Here is a 15,735-nt window from a genome sequence, read left to right as displayed (position 1 = left end):
AGGGTCGCAACCTATCGCCCGAAGCTCAAGAGAAGCGAACGTAGACAAGCGCTTGCTCGGGACATAATCTGCGATCCGTGGACGCGCGAACCGGCGAGAGGGAGGGGCGGGAAGGATCCTCGGGCCGCCCCGGGTACACGATCGGAGTCGACGTCGGCGGGACGTTCACGGACGTGGTGCTCCGCGGGCCGGACGGTGAGATCACGGTCGCCAAGTGCCTGAGCACCCACGACGACCCGGCCGAGGGGATCATCACGGGCGTCGCCGCCGCGCTGGGCCGTACCGACCCCTCTCTCGTGACCGGGGTCGTGCACGCCACCACCCTCGCCACCAACGCCGTGCTGGAACGCCGCGGCGTCCGGGTCGCCTACGTCACGACCGCGGGCTTCCGCTCCTCGATCCCCCTCGGCCGGTACGCCAGGGTCGAGGAGGACCGCTACGATCTCAGGTTCGATCCTCCCCCTCCGCCGGTCGCGGCCGAGGACTGCTTCGAGGTCCCCGAGCGGATCTCCTGCTCCGGGGCGGTGCTGGAGCCGCTGGACGAGACCGCCGTGGCCCGCGTCGGCCGGGAGATCGCCCGGCGGGGCATCACGGCCGCCGCCGTCTGCCTGCTGCACTCCTACGCCGACCCCGCCCACGAGCGCCGGGTCGCGGAGATCCTGCGCCGGACGGTCCCCACGGTGGTGATCTCCTCGGAGGTGTGGCCGGAGCTGCGCGAGTACGAACGCGCGACGACCACCATCATGTCGGCCTACATCGGCCCGGTGATGGAGGGATACCTGCGGCGGCTGACCGCCCGGCTGGCCGGGATCGGGATCACCGCCCCGGTGCACGTGATGGAGTCGGGCGGCGGCGTGATGCCGGTCGGGCTGGCCGCGCGCCGGGCGGTGGCGACGATCGAGTCCGGCCCGGCGGCCGGGGTGCTGGCCGCCGCCGCGACCGGGCATCCGGACGCGATCTCCTTCGACATGGGCGGCACCACGGCCAAGGCCTGCGTGATCAGGGACGGCAGGCCGGAGATCACCCGCGAGTTCCACGTCGGCGGCAAGGGCAGCTTCGGCGGGCGCCGGGCCGGGACCGGCGTGCCGATCAAGACGCCCGCCATCGACCTGGCCGAGGTCGGGGCCGGCGGGGGCAGCGTCGCGTGGGTGGACGCGGCCGGGAGCCTGCGGGTGGGACCGCGCTCGGCGGGTTCGGAGCCCGGCCCGGCCTGCTACGGACTCGGCGGCGAGGAGCCGACCGTGACGGACGCCGACCTGATCCTCGGTTACCTGGATCCCGCGTCCTTCGCGGGAGGCACGATGCCGCTCGCCCGGGACCTCGCGGAGAAGGCGATCGACCTGCGCCTGGCCGGGCCGCTGGGGGTGTCCCGCGCCGAGGCCGCGCACGCGGTCCACGAGATCGTCAACGCCGCGATGGGGTCGGCGGTGCACGTGGTGACCGTCCAGCGCGGCCTCGACCCCCGCGGCTTCGTGCTGGTCGCCTCCGGCGGCGCGGGCCCGATGCACGCGGCCCGGGTCGCCGCCCGTTTCGGCATCGCCACCGTGGTCGTCCCGGCCCACTGCGGCGTGGCCTCGGCCGCCGGGCTGCTGGCCGGGGACCTGTCGGTGGACCGCGTCCGGTCCGCCCTGGACGCCGACCCCGCCCAGGTGTTCACCGAGCTCACCGAGGCGGCGACCGCCGATCTGGGAGTACGGCCCGGCGATCCCGGCGTGGCCGTGGAGCGCTCGGCCGACGTCCGCTTCACCGGCCAGGCCCACGACCTCACCGTCCCCTGGACCGACTCCCCCGGTGACCTCGCCGCCCGCTTCTGCGCCCGGTACGAGCAGGTGTACGGCATCGCCCAGCGGGGCCCGGTCGAGGTCGTCGGCTACCGCGTCCGCGTCACCCTGCCCGCGGCCCGCCGTACGCGGGCGTCGTCCCCCGCCACCACCGCAGACACGGACATCACCGCAGACACGGACATCACCGCAGACACGGACATCACCGCAGACACGGACACCGCCCCGGACGGCCCGCCCCCGGTCACCGGCGCGGCCGGTTCTTCCGGCGCCGGTACGGCGGGCAGGAGGGCGGCGGAGACCGGTGCCCCGGGTACGGCGCGGCGGATGGCGTACTTCGCCGAGACCGGCGGGTACGTGCAGGTACCGGTGTTCACCAGGGCGTCCCTCCGGGAGAGCGGGGGGCCGGCGATCGTGGAGGACGCGGAGTCGACGATCGTGGTGCCGCCCGGGTGGAGGGCGGTGCTCGCGGAGGACACGGCGGTGATCCTCACGAGAACGGACACGCCCCTCACCGGCACGCCCCTCTCGGACACCGCACTCTCGGACACCGCACTCTCGGACACCGCACTCTCGGACACCGCACTCTCGGACACCGCACTCTCGGACACCAGCCTCACGGGAGCGGACACGGACGCGGGGGGATCGCATGAATGACGCGCTGACCGCCGAGGTCCTGCGGAACGCGCTGGTGGTGGCGGCCGAGGAGGCCAGCATCGTCGTCGTCCGGTCGGCCTACTCGACGTTCATCGTCGAGGGATCGGACGCCTCGGCGGCCGTCCTCGACGCCTCGGGCCGCCTGGTCGCCCAGTCGATGGCCACCACGCTCATGAACAGCATGGCGCTCAAGGCCGCCCTGCCGGAACTGCTGAAGGACATCCCGGCCGCCACCATGCGCCCCGGTGACGTCTTCGTGCTCAACGACGCCTACCGGGGCGGCGTGCACACCAACGACCTGCTGGTCTACCGGCCGGTCTTCGTCGCCGGCGCCCCCGCCTACTTCACCGCCACGATGATCCACGTCTCGGATCTCGGCGGCCTGTCCGCGGGCGGCATGGCCCCGCTGGCCACCGACGTCTTCCTGGAGGGCCTCCAGCTCCCCCCGGTCCGCCTGGCCACCGCGGACGGGATCGAGCCCGCGATCGAGGCGATCCTGCGGGCCAACAGCCGTACCCCGGACAAGGTCATGGGCGACGTGCGCGCGCTCGTCGCGGGCACCGCCGTCGCCGCCGCCCGGGTCGAGGCGATGGTCGCCGAGTACGGCCCGGCCGGGCTCGCCCGGGGGATCGACGACTATCTCGACTACACCGAGGCGAGGACCCGCGCCGCCCTGGCCGGGCTGCCGCCCGGCCGCTACACGGCGGCCTACCCGATCGACGACGACGGCATCGACACCTCCCGCTCCCACACGGTCCGGGTGGCGGTCACGGTGGAACGGCAGGAGGGGGCCCCGGGAACGGCCGGTGCGGTGAGCGGGAGCGCGGCGGGGACCCGGAGAACGGCGGGGCGGGCCGAGACGGGTGTCCCGGGAACGACCGGCCGGGGGCGGGTGGTCGTGGACTTCGCCGGGACGGACCCGCAGGTCCCGGCGGCGATCAACGCCTCGGCCTCGCAGTCCCTGGCCGCCGCGGTCTTCGCGGTCCGCTGTTTCCTCGACCCGACGATCGCGATGAACGACGGTTGCCTGCGCGCGATCGAGGTGCGCCTCCCGCCCGGCTCGCTGCTGGACGCCCGCTCCCCCCACCCCTGCGGCGGCCGGTTCGTGCCCATCTACGCGGCGATGGAGGCGATCTTCCAGGCGCTCTCGGACGCCGTGCCTGAGCGGGCCATCGCCGCCAGCGGCATCCTGCAGCCGTTCTCCATCGCGGCGGTGCGCGCGCCGTACTGGATCCATCTGTCCTACGACTTCGGCGGGGTGGGCGCCCGGCAGGGCAAGGACGGCCCGGACGCGACGGGCGTGCACTTCGGCATCGGGCGCAACTCGGTCCCGCAGGTCGAGCCGGTCGAGACCCGCTGCCCGCTGGTCGTGGAGTCGGTGGAGACCGTCCCCGACTCCGGCGGTCCGGGCCGCCACCGCGGGGGCCTCGGCTCCCGTACGGTGATCCGCTTCCTGGCCGACGCGCACGTCACCACCCGCGGCGACCGGCTGCGAACCCCTCCCCCGGGCCGTTCCGGCGGCCTCCCCGGCCGGCTCGGCGGCTTCTACCGGCGGCGCGCCGACGGCACGCTGGAACGGCTCGCCTCGAAGGTCAACAACGCCCTGTTCCGCGCGGGGGAGGCGTTCGTCGTCGAGACCACCGGCGGCGGGGGCGTCGGCTCGCCGTACGAGCGCCCCCCGGAGGAGGTGGCGGCCGACCTGCGCGCCGGGAGGGTCACCTCCGAGGGGGCGGCCCGCGACTACGGCGTCACCGCGCGGGAGGACGGGACGGTCACGCGGTGATCAAGGCCGAGACCGCATGTCACGGCCTCGGGCCGCACAGGCGATCACGGCCAGGGGGCGAGCTCGGGCAGGGAACCGGTCTCGACGGTGATCGGCCCGGCGGGGTCCCGCCCGGCCAGCCAGGCGGTCAGGTCGCCCGCGTTCCCGCGCAGCACGACGGGCTCGCCGCCGTTCCCGGCGCTCCACCGGCGGTCCGCGTCATCGGCGATCATCGTCAGGTGCGTCCCCCCGGGGACGCGGACGGCCAGGAAGTCCACGACGTGGTCGCAGAAGTCGATCGGCCAGTCCGACGGCCGGTACCCCAGATCCAGGTCGACCATGTGGATCTCGACCTCGCGCCAGCGGGCGTGGACGGTGAACAGCAAAGGGGCGTCGCGGTAGCGGATGGGCCGCTTCCAGTCGTCCTCCCCGGTCCTCGACCAGGCGTCCTCAAGGGCCGCGTGCGCCTCGGCGAGGGCCTTGCGGAGCTCCGCGGCCCCGCGCCCGGCCCCGCGCTCGATGGCGGCGGCGCGGCCCGCGGCCCCGCCGTCGTAGACGTCGATGAGCTCGCCCCGGCGGGCGTACTCCGCCTGGCGGGTGAACGCGGCGGCGTTCTGCTCCAGATGGGTGATCACATGACCGCGTGACCAGTCCGGCAGCGCGGAGGGCGCCCGGACGTCGTCATCGGTGAGGCCGGTGAGCAGGTTCTCCAGGCGATGCTGACCGTCGCGGACACGGGCCACAAGATCGTTCGGTGTCATGGAAGCAGGTTACCGGTTAATCCGGTAACTTCAACAGGGTGAGCACCTTCCGATTCCACGGCGGACGGCACTGCCTGAACTTCATCGCCACCCTGAGCAGGCGGCGCACGGAACGCATCGAGCGGCTGGTGACCCCCGCCGACCTGGGCCACTGGTTCACCGAGGCGGGGCTGGCCTCTGCGGCCCCGGCGGCGGGCGAGCCGGAGCTGCGTCGGGCGCACTCCCTCCGGGAGGCGATGTACGAGCTGTTCACCGCCTGCATGCGGGAACGGGAGGTCCCGCCGGAGGCGCTGGCGGCCGTGAACGGCTGGGCCGCCCGGCCCGCGCCGGCCGAGCGACTGGAGATCGGCCCCGACGGCCGCCTGTCACGGATCCGGGACGACGCGACCGCGGAGACCCTGCTGGCCGAGATCGCCCGGGACGCCGTCGACCTGCTCGGCGGACCGCTGGCCGGACGCGTGCGCGAGTGCGGGTTCCACCCGTGCACGCTGCTGTTCCTGGACACCAGCCGGTCCGGTCACCGCCGCTGGTGCTCGATGGACGGCTGCGGCGCACGCGCCAAGATGGCCGCCTACCGGGCCCGCCGAGCCGCAAGGCCCGAAGAGTGATCGCGGTCAGGAGCGGCGGCGCAGGAGTGCGGCCGGGTCGAAACCGACCTCGAAGGGAGTGACCAGGGTCGCGGTCTCCCCCGCCTCGTGTTTCTCGGCGGGTTTGTACTCGTCACCGGCGAGCTCGTGGACGTACAGGGACGGCCCCTCGTCGAGTTCGATCCGCCAGTAGACGGGGATGCGCGCGGCGGCGTAGGCGGAGCGCTTCAGGTGCCGGTCGCGGGTCTGGGTGCTGGGGCCGACCATCTCGACCGCGAGCAGGATGTCCTCCGGCCGGAACATCAGCTCGTTGGCCTCGACGACCTCCGTGGGGACCACGACGAGGTCGGGGATGAAGAAGTCCCGGGGTCCCACGCGGAGATTGGACTCCGGCAACGGCTGGAGCTCCGGCGGCGCGGCGCTTTCAAGGATCCACGCGAGACGGAGGATCGCATACTGATGCAGGGGGACGGGCGAGGGGCTCACCAGCAGGCTCCCGTTGAAGAGCTCGTAGCGGTTCCCGTCGTCGGGGAACCTCAGCAGGTCGTCGACGGTGAACGGCGGCCTTCCCGGGAGGACCGTCCGCTCGGCCGCCGCCTCCGGCTCCGTCGCCGGCTCCGCCGTCGGCTCCGTGGTTGCCATCATCGCCACCCGCTCACCCTAGGGAACCCTGCCCTCGCGCACATGCTACTTTCCGCGTTCCCCTTACTTTACGTATTTGAATCATCACGGTTCGCCCACTCCTGAGCGCCCTGGCGTACGGCCCGGTGGACCGCGCGGGCGATCCGGGCGCCCCAGGTGGAGCGGGGGCCGCCGAAGAGCTCCTCGGGCCCGTCCGTGCGGGCCAGCACGCAGACCGCGTCGGAGGCGGTGCCGGTGCCCGGGAAGCCCTCCTCCACCAGCGCCTGGGTCTTGGCCTCGGTCACCGTCATCACCGCGTTCACCAGCGCGGCGTCACTCATCGCGACCGGGACGGCGACGATGATGTTGATCGTGCCCGGGACGTGCACGGGCGCCAGCTCGGGGTCGGCCGCGCCCTCGGGGGCGGCGGCCCAGGTGGGCACGCGCAGGCCGACGGTGGTCACGGCGTGCGCCCCGCCGTCCTGCGCCCGGGTGAAGCGGCCCACCGAGGCGGCGGTGAGCATGCCGACGCCGGGACCGGACGGGGCCATCTCCAGCAGGTGCTCCACCGGGTCCATCCGCGCGTAGCCGCCGGGCACCTGGGCGTTGAGCACCCACTCCACCGGGCCGATGCCGCCGCCGAGCATGGCCGAGGAGATCCCCCGCCAGCCGGGACCGAGCTCCCACACCAGCGAGGCCAGGCGGGTGCCGTCCTCCTGGCGGTGGCTCAGCCGCAGGTTCGGGGTCATGGGCGCTCCAGGTGGACGCCGGGCCTGCCGTCCGGGCCGGTGGCGACCCGGACGCGGGCGCCGAAGTGCGTGTCGATCAGTTTCTCGGTGAGCACGTCCGCCGGGGCCCCCGAGGCGGCCACCCTGCCGCCGGAGATCAGCATCATCGAGTCGGCGTACTGCCCGGCCACGCTCAGGTCGTGCAGGGTCGTGACCACGGTCAGCCCGTCGGCCAGGCGGAGCCGGTCGACCAGCTCCAGCACCTGCTGCTGGTGCCCCAGGTCGAGGGCGGTGGTGGGCTCGTCGAGCAGGAGCACGGGGGCCTGCTGGGCCAGCGCCCTGGCCAGCACGACCCGCTGGCGCTCGCCGCCGGACAGGTGCCCGAGCGTACGATCGGCGAACGGCGCCAGGTCCAGCCGGTCCAGCACCGACGCGGTCACGTCGCGGTCGTGGCGGCTCTCGCGGCCCAGATAGGGGATGTACGGCGTGCGGCCCAGCAGGGCGTAGTCGAACACGGTCATGTCGGCCGGGAGCGCCGGGCTCTGCGGGGCGTAGGCCAGCAGCCGGGCCCGTTCCCGGGGCTTGAGCCGCCGGACGGGCGTGCCGTCGATGAGCACCTCGCCGGAGTACGGCAGCACCCCGGCCACCGCCTTCAGCAGCGTGGACTTGCCCGCGCCGTTGGCCCCGATCACGGCGAGCCAGTCGCCGCCGCGCACCTGGAGGCCGACGCCGGACAGCACGGTCCGCCCGTCCAGGACGACCGAGAGGTCGCGCGCACTGACGTCGCTCATGGAGTCACCCCGCGGTCGGGACCGGCAGGGCCGGCCGCGCGCGCCGCGGCCTCCGTGCGGCTCACGTCTCCACCCGCTTCGTCAGGCGCAGGACGGCCACGAAGAACGGCGCGCCGACGAAGGCCGTGACCACGCCGATGGGCAGCTCCGCGGGGGCGAGCACGGTCCGGGCGAGCACGTCGGCCAGGACCAGGAAGGCGGCGCCGCCGAGCAGGGAGAGCGGGAGCACGATCCGGTAGGAACCTCCGGCCAGGCGGCGGACCGCGTGCGGGACGACGATGCCGACGAAGCCGATCAGCCCGCTGACGGCGACCGCCGCGGCGGTGGCCAGGGAGGCGGCGAGCAGGACGACGAGCCGGACCCGGGCGGCGTTGAGACCGAGGCTGACGGCCTCGTCGTCACCGACCGAGAGCACGTCGAGCAGCCGCCCGTGCAGCAGCAGGGCGGCCACCGAGACGGCCGCGTAGGGGATGACCAGCGTGATCCGCTCCCAGCCGCCGTCGACGGTGCCGAGGATCCAGGCGTAGATGCGCTGGAGCTCCTCGATGCCGAGCTGCTGGACGAACGTCTGCACGGCGGTGAGGAAGGAGGTCACGGCGACCCCGGCGAGGACCAGGGTGGTCGTCCCGCCGCCCCGGCCCGCGACGTTGCCCAGGGCGTAGGCGAGCAGGACGCCGCCGACGGCCCCGGCGAAGGCCGCGGCCGGGACGACCATGGACTCGTTGTCCCCCTTGAGGAACACGACGACCACGGTGGTGGTGAGCCCGGCGCCCGCCGCGGCGCCGAGCAGGTAGGGGTCGGCCAGCGGGTTGCGGAACACGCCCTGGTAGGAGGCCCCGGCGACGGCCAGCAGGCCGCCGACGACCGCCCCGAGCAGCACCCGGGGCAGCCGCAGCTCCATCAGCACCCCCTGCTCGACCGGGGTGAGTCCGGAGTCCGCCGAGACGAGCGGCAGCCAGTCGAGCAGCTGCAGCATCACCTTCGCGGGCTCGATGCCGGCCGCCCCGACCAGTACTCCCGCGGCCATGCTCGCCAGGAGCACCGCCACGGTGACGAGCAGCGCCACCGGCCGCAGCCCGGCGGACCGCCGTACGGGGGCGCGGGGCGTGGTGGTGGAGCCGGACGGATCGGTCACTTACCCGGCGGCGGCCTGCTGAACGGCCGCGCCGACCTGCTGGGCGAGGTCGGCCACACGCGGGCCCCAGCGGGAGGCGATGTCGTCGTCGAGCTCGACGACCCGGTCGTTCTTGATCGCGGAGAGCCCGGACCAGCCGGGACGCTTGGCGAGGGTGTCCTTGTTCTGCCCGCAGCACTTGGTGTCGCCGAGGAAGATGAGGTCGGGGTCGGCCTGGGCGATGAACTCGGCGGAGAGCTTGGGATAGCCCCCGGCCAGGTCCGGGGCCTTGTCGGCGATGTTGGTCAGGCCGAACAGGGCGTAGACCTGACCGATGAAGGTGGTGGAGGTCACCGAGTAGGGCGTGACGTCGAGCTCGTGGTAGAAGCTGAGCTTCTTGTCCTTGGGCGCGGCGGCCACGGCCTCGTCGATCTTCTGCTTCATCCCGGTCACGACCTCCTGGGCGTTGGCCGAGTTGCCGGTGGCCTCGCCGAGGTCGGCGATCTGGTCGTAGGCCTCGTCGAGCTTGGTGGCCGCGGGCTCCAGCAGCACCGGCACGTTGAGCTTGGCCAGCTTGGCCACGATGCCCTCGATGTCGTTGGCGAGCACGACCAGGTCGGGCTTCTGCTCGACGATCGCCTCGACGTTCGGCTTGAAGCCGGACAGGTCGGTCTTGGGCGCCTCGGCCGGATGGTTCGACTGGTCGTCGACCGCGATGACCTGGGATCCGGCGCCGATGGCGAACAGACTCTCGGTCGCGCTGGGCGACAGGGAGACGATCCGCTCGGGCCGCTTGGCGATGGTGACGGAGCCGTTGCCCGCCTCGACGGTGACGGGGAAGGCCCCGGCCTCCGGGGAAGCCGCGGAGGGCGTCCCGGAGGCGGTGGTGGCGTTGCCCTGCGGGGTGCCGCCGGTGGAGCTCTGACCGCATCCGGCCAGGGCCAGCACACCGAGGAGCGCGCCCGCGAGGGATGTGCGTACGGGCCTCACGAAAGGTCCTTTCGTCCATTGGAACCGAGGACCCGCTGGAACATGACGGATCACCCTTTTCCACGAGGGTTCGACGGCGTCGGCACGGCGGGAGGCGACCTGGCTCGGCCCTCGCGGGCCATGACAGTTGCGGGACAGCGCCGGGCTCGCACCGGACTTCGCTCCACACCGCGCGTCGGGCAAACGCTACCAACCTCGGGTGATGCCCTGACGAGGCAGGGCACCCGTGGATCTTCTAAGGTATCGCGCCCGCCCAGGCCGCCCCGTAGGCGGACGACGTCGGAGATGCCGGGAACGGTGATGCCGGACGTGCGGACGAAGATCGTTTGTCAGCGTCCTGCCAGCGCGTACGGAGCGTCCGGTTGCGGGCCGGTGCCCTCGCGGGCGGCGATCCAGCGGTCGTGCAGCCACATGGCGGTGCCCCGGCGGCCCGCCTCGCCGTCCCAGCGCACGTCCCGCTCATAGGCGAGGACCGTTTCCCGCTCCCCGACGATGATCCAGGTGTACAGGCCGTTGGAGTGCCGGGTCTTGACCTTCGTACCGGTCACCACCCGCCTGCGCCCCGCCCTGTCGCGGATCTCTTCGTCGTGCCGGTCCACCCACTGCACATCGAGCCCGGCGGCATGCTCGGCCGCGAAACCGCGGAGCCACTCGAAGGCCGCCCGTTCCGCCTGATCGGCCTGTGGCCGCGGCCGGTCGGCGGCCTCCGCCGTCAGCCGCGTGTAGCCCAGCAGGGTGTCTTCGTCGTCGATGACGACGGTGAGGTGCTCACCGCCGAGGGTGCGGGTGGTTCCCGGTTCGTAGCGCACGACGGCCACCGGACGCTCGTCGTGCCGCTCCCGGCGCGTGTGCACCGGTCGCCAGCCGTCAGGCACGGCCAGCCCCGCGTTCTTCAGTGCCTGCTCGGCTCGCTCCACGGAAACCTCCCGAAGGTTGATGTCGGTGCCGATGCCGGTGGTTCGGACGGCCGGCGCGGCAGGTGGTCCGCCGTCGTCGGCGAAGACGCCGGCGGCGGCGAGCGCGGCCAAAAGCGTGCCCGCCCCGACGGCGAGCAGAACCTTGGGCATGCCCTTCTCGATCATGCGCCCATCGAACCAACCAACTAGTTGGATGTCAACTTTTCACCTCTCCGGCACTCTCGACCGCCTCGCCATCTACTTATCAATAACGCTACTATCGTTCTTATGACGAGCGTTTCAGAAATGAACGATTCGCGGCATGTGGACGTGCTCATCGTCGGAGCGGGCCTGTCGGGCGTCGGCGCCGCCTGGCACCTGCAACGGCGTGGCTGGACCTACGCGGTGCTGGAGGCCAGGGACCGCCTCGGCGGCACCTGGGACCTGTTCCGCTACCCGGGCGTCCGTTCGGACTCGGACATGTTCACCCTCAGTTATCCGTTCCAGCCGTGGCGGGGTGCGAAGTCGCTGGCCGACGGTGACAGCATCCGCCGCTACATCGAGGCCACCGCCCATGCGCACGGGATCGACCGGCGCATCCGCTACGGAGTCAAGGTGGTCGCCGCCGCGTGGTCGTGGAAAGGACCCCACTGGGTGGTCGAGACGCAGGAGGGCGGCCGCTCCCGGACATGGACGTGCTCGTTCCTGTACGTCTGCGCCGGCTACTACGACTACGCGCGGGGCCATCAACCGGACTTCGCGGGCCTGGAGCGCTTCGGCGGCCACTTCGTGCACCCGCAGTCCTGGCCGCAGGACCTCGACGTGGCCGGCAAGCGGGTGGTGGTGATCGGCAGCGGGGCCACCGCGGTCACCCTCGTCCCCGCGCTGGCCGAGACGGCGGCGCACGTCACGATGCTGCAGCGGTCGCCCACCTACCTGGCCTCCCAGCCTGCGGTCGACCACGTGGCCGACGTGCTGCGCCGGCTTCTTCCCGCACGGTTCGCGCACGCGCTCATCCGCGGCAAGAACGTGCTGAGCAGCCAGCTGACCTACTGGTTGAGCCGGCGCTTCCCCGAGCAGACCAAGCGGTACCTGCGCGAGGGCCTGCTGCGTCTGCTGCCGGATCCGGCCTACCTGGACCAGCACTTCACCCCCCGGTACCAGCCGTGGGATCAGCGATTGTGCGTGGTGCCCGACGGGGACCTCCTGCGGCAGGTGGCCGCCGGGCGGGCATCGGTGGTCACCGACGAGATCACCCGCTTCGCCGAGCGCGGCATCGAACTGGAGTCGGGGACGTTCCTGGAAGCCGACGTGGTCGTCTCCGCGACGGGGTTGTCGCTGGTGCCCCTCGGCGGGATCGGTCTGTCGGTGGACGGGCGGGCGATCGACCTGGCGCAGACCACCGCCTACCGCGGGCTGATGCTCAGCGGCGTGCCCAACCTGGCCTTCTGCGTCGGCTACACCAACGCCTCCTGGACGCTGCGGGCCGATCTGTCCTCGCGTTACGTCGTCCGGCTGCTCGATCACATGCGGCGGCGCGGCCTGACCACCGCGATGCCCGCCCCGCCGCCCCGCCGGGCGGGCCGGCCCCTGCTCGGCCTGACCTCCACCTACGTTCAACGCGCCGCGCACCTGTTCCCCCGGCAGGGCGAGCGCGATCCCTGGGCCGTCACCCAGAACTACCTCCTCGACCGGGCGAGATTCCCCTTCCTCGACATCCGCAAAGGCATGGTCTTCGATGAGTGAACCGAACAAGCGCACCGTCATCGCCCTGGGCGGGGCCGGAGCGATGGGCGCGCCCGCGGTCGAGACGCTGGCCGCCCGCGGCGACATCGCGAAACTGGTGATCGCCGACCGCGACCTGGACGCCGCCGAGCAACTGGCCGCCCGGCTGGCGGACGGTGCCACGCCGCTGGTCCCGTGCGCGGCCGACGCGACGGATCCGGTACGGCTGCGCGCCCTCTTCCGGGAAGCGGACCTCGTCATCAACACCACCGGCCCCTTCTTCCGGCTCGGCGTGCCCATCCTGCGGGCGGCGATCGACACCGGCACCGACTACGCCGACATCTGCGACGACTGGGAACCGACGCTGGACATGCTCGCGCTGGACGCCGAGGCACGCGAGGCGGGCGTGGTGGCCGTGATCGGCGCCGGGGCCAGCCCGGGCACCAGCAACATGCTGGCCGCACTGGCAGCCCGCGAGCTGGACACCGTCGAGAACCTCCACACGGCCTGGCCGGTGGATGTGCCCTTCGCCGGCGACGACCCGGACGGGGACGCGGCAGTCGGCCTGTCGGCCGCCACCGTGCACTGGATGCAGCAGCTGTCCGGGACGATCAGGACGTGGAGCGGCGGCGGGCCCGCCGAACGGCCGCCCCTGGAAGCGATCACACTGCACTACCCGGGCCGGGGCAGGGGCACCGCCTACACCGTCGGCCACCCCGAGCCGGTGACCCTGCCGAAGACCCGATCGGTCACCCGCGACTCGACCTGCGTCATGGTGGTGCGGCCGTTGACCGCCGCCTACCTGATGACCCTGCGCGACGACATCGACCGCGGGAGACTCACCTTGGAGCAGGCCGCCGCCGAACTCGACGACCCGGCCGCGCGCCGCCTGGCCCGATCCGCCGTCCACCGGCTCTCACTGCGCGGCCCCGGTGCGCTGCCGGCCTTCTTCGCCCTGGCCACCGGGATCCGCGACGGCCGGCCGGCCGCGATCGGAGCACGGCTGATCGCCTCCCCCCGGGGAATGGCCAGGGCGACCGGGATCCCGCTGGCTCTGGCAGCGGGGCAGATCCTCGACGGGTCGGTCCGCGCGCCCGGTGTCCACGCTCCCGACGCGGTGCTCGACCCCGAGCGCTACTTCGACGAGCTGGCCGCCCACAGCGACCCTCCGCGAGGCGGGCGCGGCCAGGTGGTCGAAGTGGACCGCGCCTGATGGCCGGCCCGGCGATCCGCGGCGAGGTCGCCCCCGGATGGCGACCGGTCCGCGACGCCTTCGCCGCGATCATGCGCAGGCCCGGTGAGCACGGCGCGGGATTGCACATCGTGCACCGCGGCGCCACCACCGTCGACCTCTACGGCGGGAGCCACGGCCCGGAGATCCGCCAGGTGATCTTCTCCGCCTCCAAGGGCGTCGCCGCCGCATGCCTGGCGGTGCTGGCCGAGCGCGGAGAACTCGACTTCGAGGCCGCGGTGGCCAGGTACTGGCCGCAGTTCGGCCGCCACGGCAAGTCGCACATCACCGTCGCGCAGCTGCTGAGCCACCAGGCCGGGCTCATCGCACCCACACGTCCGGCCACCCTCGCCGAGGTGCTCGCCGGACGCCCGCTCGCCGACGCCCTGGCCGGCGAGCGCCTGCGCTGGCCGCCGGGCCGGCCCGCCTACCACGCGCTCACCTGGGGAACCCTCGCCGACGAGCTGGTGCGCCGCATCACCGGCGGGCGCCTCGGTGAGGTGCTCACCGAGTTGATCTGCCGCCCCCACGACCTGACGATCAGCATCGGGACACCCGACGGCCCGCCGCCTGCCCCGCTACAGGCCGCCGCCCGGGTCCCCTTCCTGACACGGCTGGCCACCGCGGTCCTCGCGCGCCCCGGGACACCGCTGTGGCAGGCGATGACCGTGCGGGGCGCCATCCGTGAGGCTCCCGAGGTGTGGGTGAGCCGCCCGCAGACCCTCACCGCCCAGCTTCCCGCCGCCAACGCCGTCGCCACCACGCGATCCCTGGCCCGGCTCTACTCCATGCTCCTGCCGGGAACGGGCTCTTCGCTCGTCGGCGGGCCCACCCTGCGCGCCGCCGTACAGCGGCGCGTGGCCGGCAGAGACCGGGTCCTCGGCGTCGCCTCGGCCTTCGGATGCGGCTTCGCCCTGCCGAGCCGCGCCTGGCGGCTGGGCTCTCCGTCGGCCTTCGGCCACCCGGGGATCGGAGGCGCGCTCGGGCTCGCCGATCCCCGCCGCGGTCTCGCGCTGGCCTTCCTGCCCCGCTCCATGCCCGCCGACGCGCTGAACGACCCTCGCCACCGCCTCCTGCTGGAGGCGGTGGCGAAGGTCATCGGGCCGTGAACGCCGGTAGACTCCTTGCGCATCGTCCGCCCGCACCGCCGTGGAAGGCCGCAGCATGAACGCCGCACCTCACCTTCCGGGGCCGGACGTGCAAGTCCCCACCCGGATGCTCGTCGAAGCCCTCGTGCGCGCCGACCTCACGGTCGACACCGGTGAGCTCTACGCCACCGGCAACCTGCTGGGCATGACCGACCAGCAGGTGCGCCTGTGCATCAAGCGGCTGGTCGCCGAGGGGCGCTTCCACCACGAAGGCAGGGGACGCAAAGGACTGCTGCGGGCCACCGGCGCCACCGGGCAGATCCTGGGCTTCGACGTCGAGTTCGTCGCCCACGCCTTCCGCCAGGACGCCGGGCTCGCCCCCTGGGACGGCACCTGGCACCTGGTCGCCTTCGCCGTCCCCGAGAGCGCTCGCACCGCACGCGACGCCCTGCGCGCCGCACTCACCCGCCTGGGCGGAGCCCCCCTCCAAGGCGGCCTCTACCTCAGCGCCAACCCGTGGGAGCCCTACGTCGAGGACCACGCCCGCCGCTTGGACGTGCTCGACCACCTCACCATCGCGACAACCCGCGACCTGCGCCGAGGCGATCAAAACGATCCCGCCGCCCTCGCCCGCGCCCTGTGGCCGCTGGATGAGATCGCCGAGCGCTATCACCGGCTCGCCGCCGTCGCCCGCCCGCGCCTGGAGCGCCTGCGCGGCCACGGCGACCCGTCCGAAGCGCAGCGCCTGACCATCGCGGTGGAACTGGCCGCCGAATTCACCGCCGCCATGGAGCCCGACCCCCTCCTGCCGCCGCAGCTGCTCCCGCAGCCCTGGCCCGGCAGCCGGGCCCGCGCACTGCTGGCGCAGTGCTGGTCCCTGCTGAAGGAGAAGGCCGGCCCGGACAGCGAGCACATCCGCCTGTTCCGCCTCTACGGCGACCTGGAAAGCCCGGCAGCGCCTGACACGTGACGGGGCACCCCCGGGCGCGCATCAGCTCTGCTC

General features: G+C 73.2%; 14 protein-coding genes. 7 read left to right on the top strand and 7 right to left on the bottom strand.

Annotated features, from left to right (window positions below; genetic code table 11):
• Window positions 1–77: 77 nt before the first annotated feature.
• Both IEZ08_RS11730 and IEZ08_RS11725 read left to right on the top strand, forming a co-directional pair.
• Window positions 78–2,438, top strand: coding sequence for a hydantoinase/oxoprolinase family protein (locus tag IEZ08_RS11730; protein ID WP_189242126.1), 2,361 nt, complete (start codon window positions 78–80; stop codon window positions 2,436–2,438).
• Window positions 2,431–4,221 (top strand): hydantoinase B/oxoprolinase family protein, encoded by a 1,791-nt coding sequence (locus IEZ08_RS11725; protein WP_068922461.1) that lies wholly within the window; start codon window positions 2,431–2,433, stop codon window positions 4,219–4,221. The genes IEZ08_RS11730 and IEZ08_RS11725 overlap by 8 nt, the downstream gene beginning before the upstream one ends.
• 44 nt (window positions 4,222–4,265) lie before the next feature.
• Here IEZ08_RS11725 and IEZ08_RS11720 read toward each other — a convergent pair whose 3' ends face one another.
• A complete protein-coding gene (locus tag IEZ08_RS11720; protein ID WP_068922460.1) occupies window positions 4,266–4,961 on the bottom strand; it encodes a maleylpyruvate isomerase family mycothiol-dependent enzyme in 696 nt (231 codons plus the stop codon).
• Window positions 4,962–4,999: 38 nt separating this feature from the next.
• Between IEZ08_RS11720 and IEZ08_RS11715 the strand changes: the two genes are divergently transcribed.
• Window positions 5,000–5,569 carry a CGNR zinc finger domain-containing protein gene (locus IEZ08_RS11715; protein WP_068922459.1) on the top strand — a complete coding sequence of 190 codons (570 nt, stop codon included), beginning with the start codon at window positions 5,000–5,002 and terminating at the stop codon, window positions 5,567–5,569.
• Between the two features lie 6 nt (window positions 5,570–5,575).
• On the opposite strand, the gene IEZ08_RS11710 is transcribed toward IEZ08_RS11715, so the two are convergent.
• The 6 genes from IEZ08_RS11710 to IEZ08_RS11685 form a co-directional block, all read right to left on the bottom strand.
• A complete protein-coding gene (locus IEZ08_RS11710) occupies window positions 5,576–6,193 on the bottom strand; it encodes a Uma2 family endonuclease (RefSeq protein WP_084779854.1) in 618 nt (205 codons plus the stop codon).
• 65 nt (window positions 6,194–6,258) lie between these two features.
• Window positions 6,259–6,918, bottom strand: a complete 660-nt coding sequence (locus IEZ08_RS11705; RefSeq protein WP_068922458.1) for an adenosylcobinamide amidohydrolase — start codon at window positions 6,916–6,918, stop codon at window positions 6,259–6,261.
• On the bottom strand, window positions 6,915–7,688 hold the full coding sequence (locus tag IEZ08_RS11700) for an ABC transporter ATP-binding protein (protein ID WP_068922457.1): 774 nt from the start codon (window positions 7,686–7,688) through the stop codon (window positions 6,915–6,917). The genes IEZ08_RS11705 and IEZ08_RS11700 overlap by 4 nt, the downstream gene beginning before the upstream one ends.
• Before the next feature lie 61 nt (window positions 7,689–7,749).
• Complete coding sequence (locus IEZ08_RS11695) at window positions 7,750–8,715, bottom strand: FecCD family ABC transporter permease (protein ID WP_141704365.1); 966 nt, start codon at window positions 8,713–8,715, stop codon at window positions 7,750–7,752.
• A gap of 108 nt (window positions 8,716–8,823) precedes the next feature.
• Complete coding sequence (locus IEZ08_RS11690; RefSeq protein ID WP_068922456.1) at window positions 8,824–9,792, bottom strand: ABC transporter substrate-binding protein; 969 nt, start codon at window positions 9,790–9,792, stop codon at window positions 8,824–8,826.
• Window positions 9,793–10,121: 329 nt separating this feature from the next.
• Entirely contained in the window at window positions 10,122–10,874 is a 753-nt protein-coding gene (locus IEZ08_RS11685; RefSeq protein WP_189242125.1) for a hypothetical protein, read from the bottom strand.
• A gap of 120 nt (window positions 10,875–10,994) precedes the next feature.
• On the opposite strand from IEZ08_RS11685, the gene IEZ08_RS11680 reads away from it, so the two are divergent.
• Genes IEZ08_RS11680 through IEZ08_RS11665 form a run of 4 tightly spaced genes read left to right on the top strand, consistent with a single transcriptional unit; the run spans window position 10,995 to window position 15,702 of the window.
• Window positions 10,995–12,434 carry a flavin-containing monooxygenase gene (locus tag IEZ08_RS11680; RefSeq protein ID WP_068922455.1) on the top strand — a complete coding sequence of 480 codons (1,440 nt, stop codon included), beginning with the start codon at window positions 10,995–10,997 and terminating at the stop codon, window positions 12,432–12,434.
• Entirely contained in the window at window positions 12,427–13,626 is a 1,200-nt protein-coding gene (locus IEZ08_RS11675) for a saccharopine dehydrogenase family protein (RefSeq protein WP_068922454.1), read from the top strand. Before IEZ08_RS11680 ends, IEZ08_RS11675 begins: the two co-directional genes overlap by 8 nt.
• On the top strand, window positions 13,626–14,753 hold the full coding sequence (locus IEZ08_RS11670) for a serine hydrolase domain-containing protein (RefSeq protein WP_068922453.1): 1,128 nt from the start codon (window positions 13,626–13,628) through the stop codon (window positions 14,751–14,753). The genes IEZ08_RS11675 and IEZ08_RS11670 overlap by 1 nt, the downstream gene beginning before the upstream one ends.
• 55 nt (window positions 14,754–14,808) lie before the next feature.
• Window positions 14,809–15,702 carry a DNA-binding transcriptional regulator gene (locus IEZ08_RS11665; RefSeq protein WP_068922452.1) on the top strand — a complete coding sequence of 298 codons (894 nt, stop codon included), beginning with the start codon at window positions 14,809–14,811 and terminating at the stop codon, window positions 15,700–15,702.
• Window positions 15,703–15,735 lie beyond the last annotated feature (33 nt).

The sequence above is a fragment of the Planobispora rosea genome (assembly GCF_014648175.1).
Classification (GTDB): Bacteria; Actinomycetota; Actinomycetes; order Streptosporangiales; family Streptosporangiaceae; genus Planobispora; species Planobispora rosea.
This window is presented reverse-complemented; position numbering and strand designations above follow the sequence as displayed.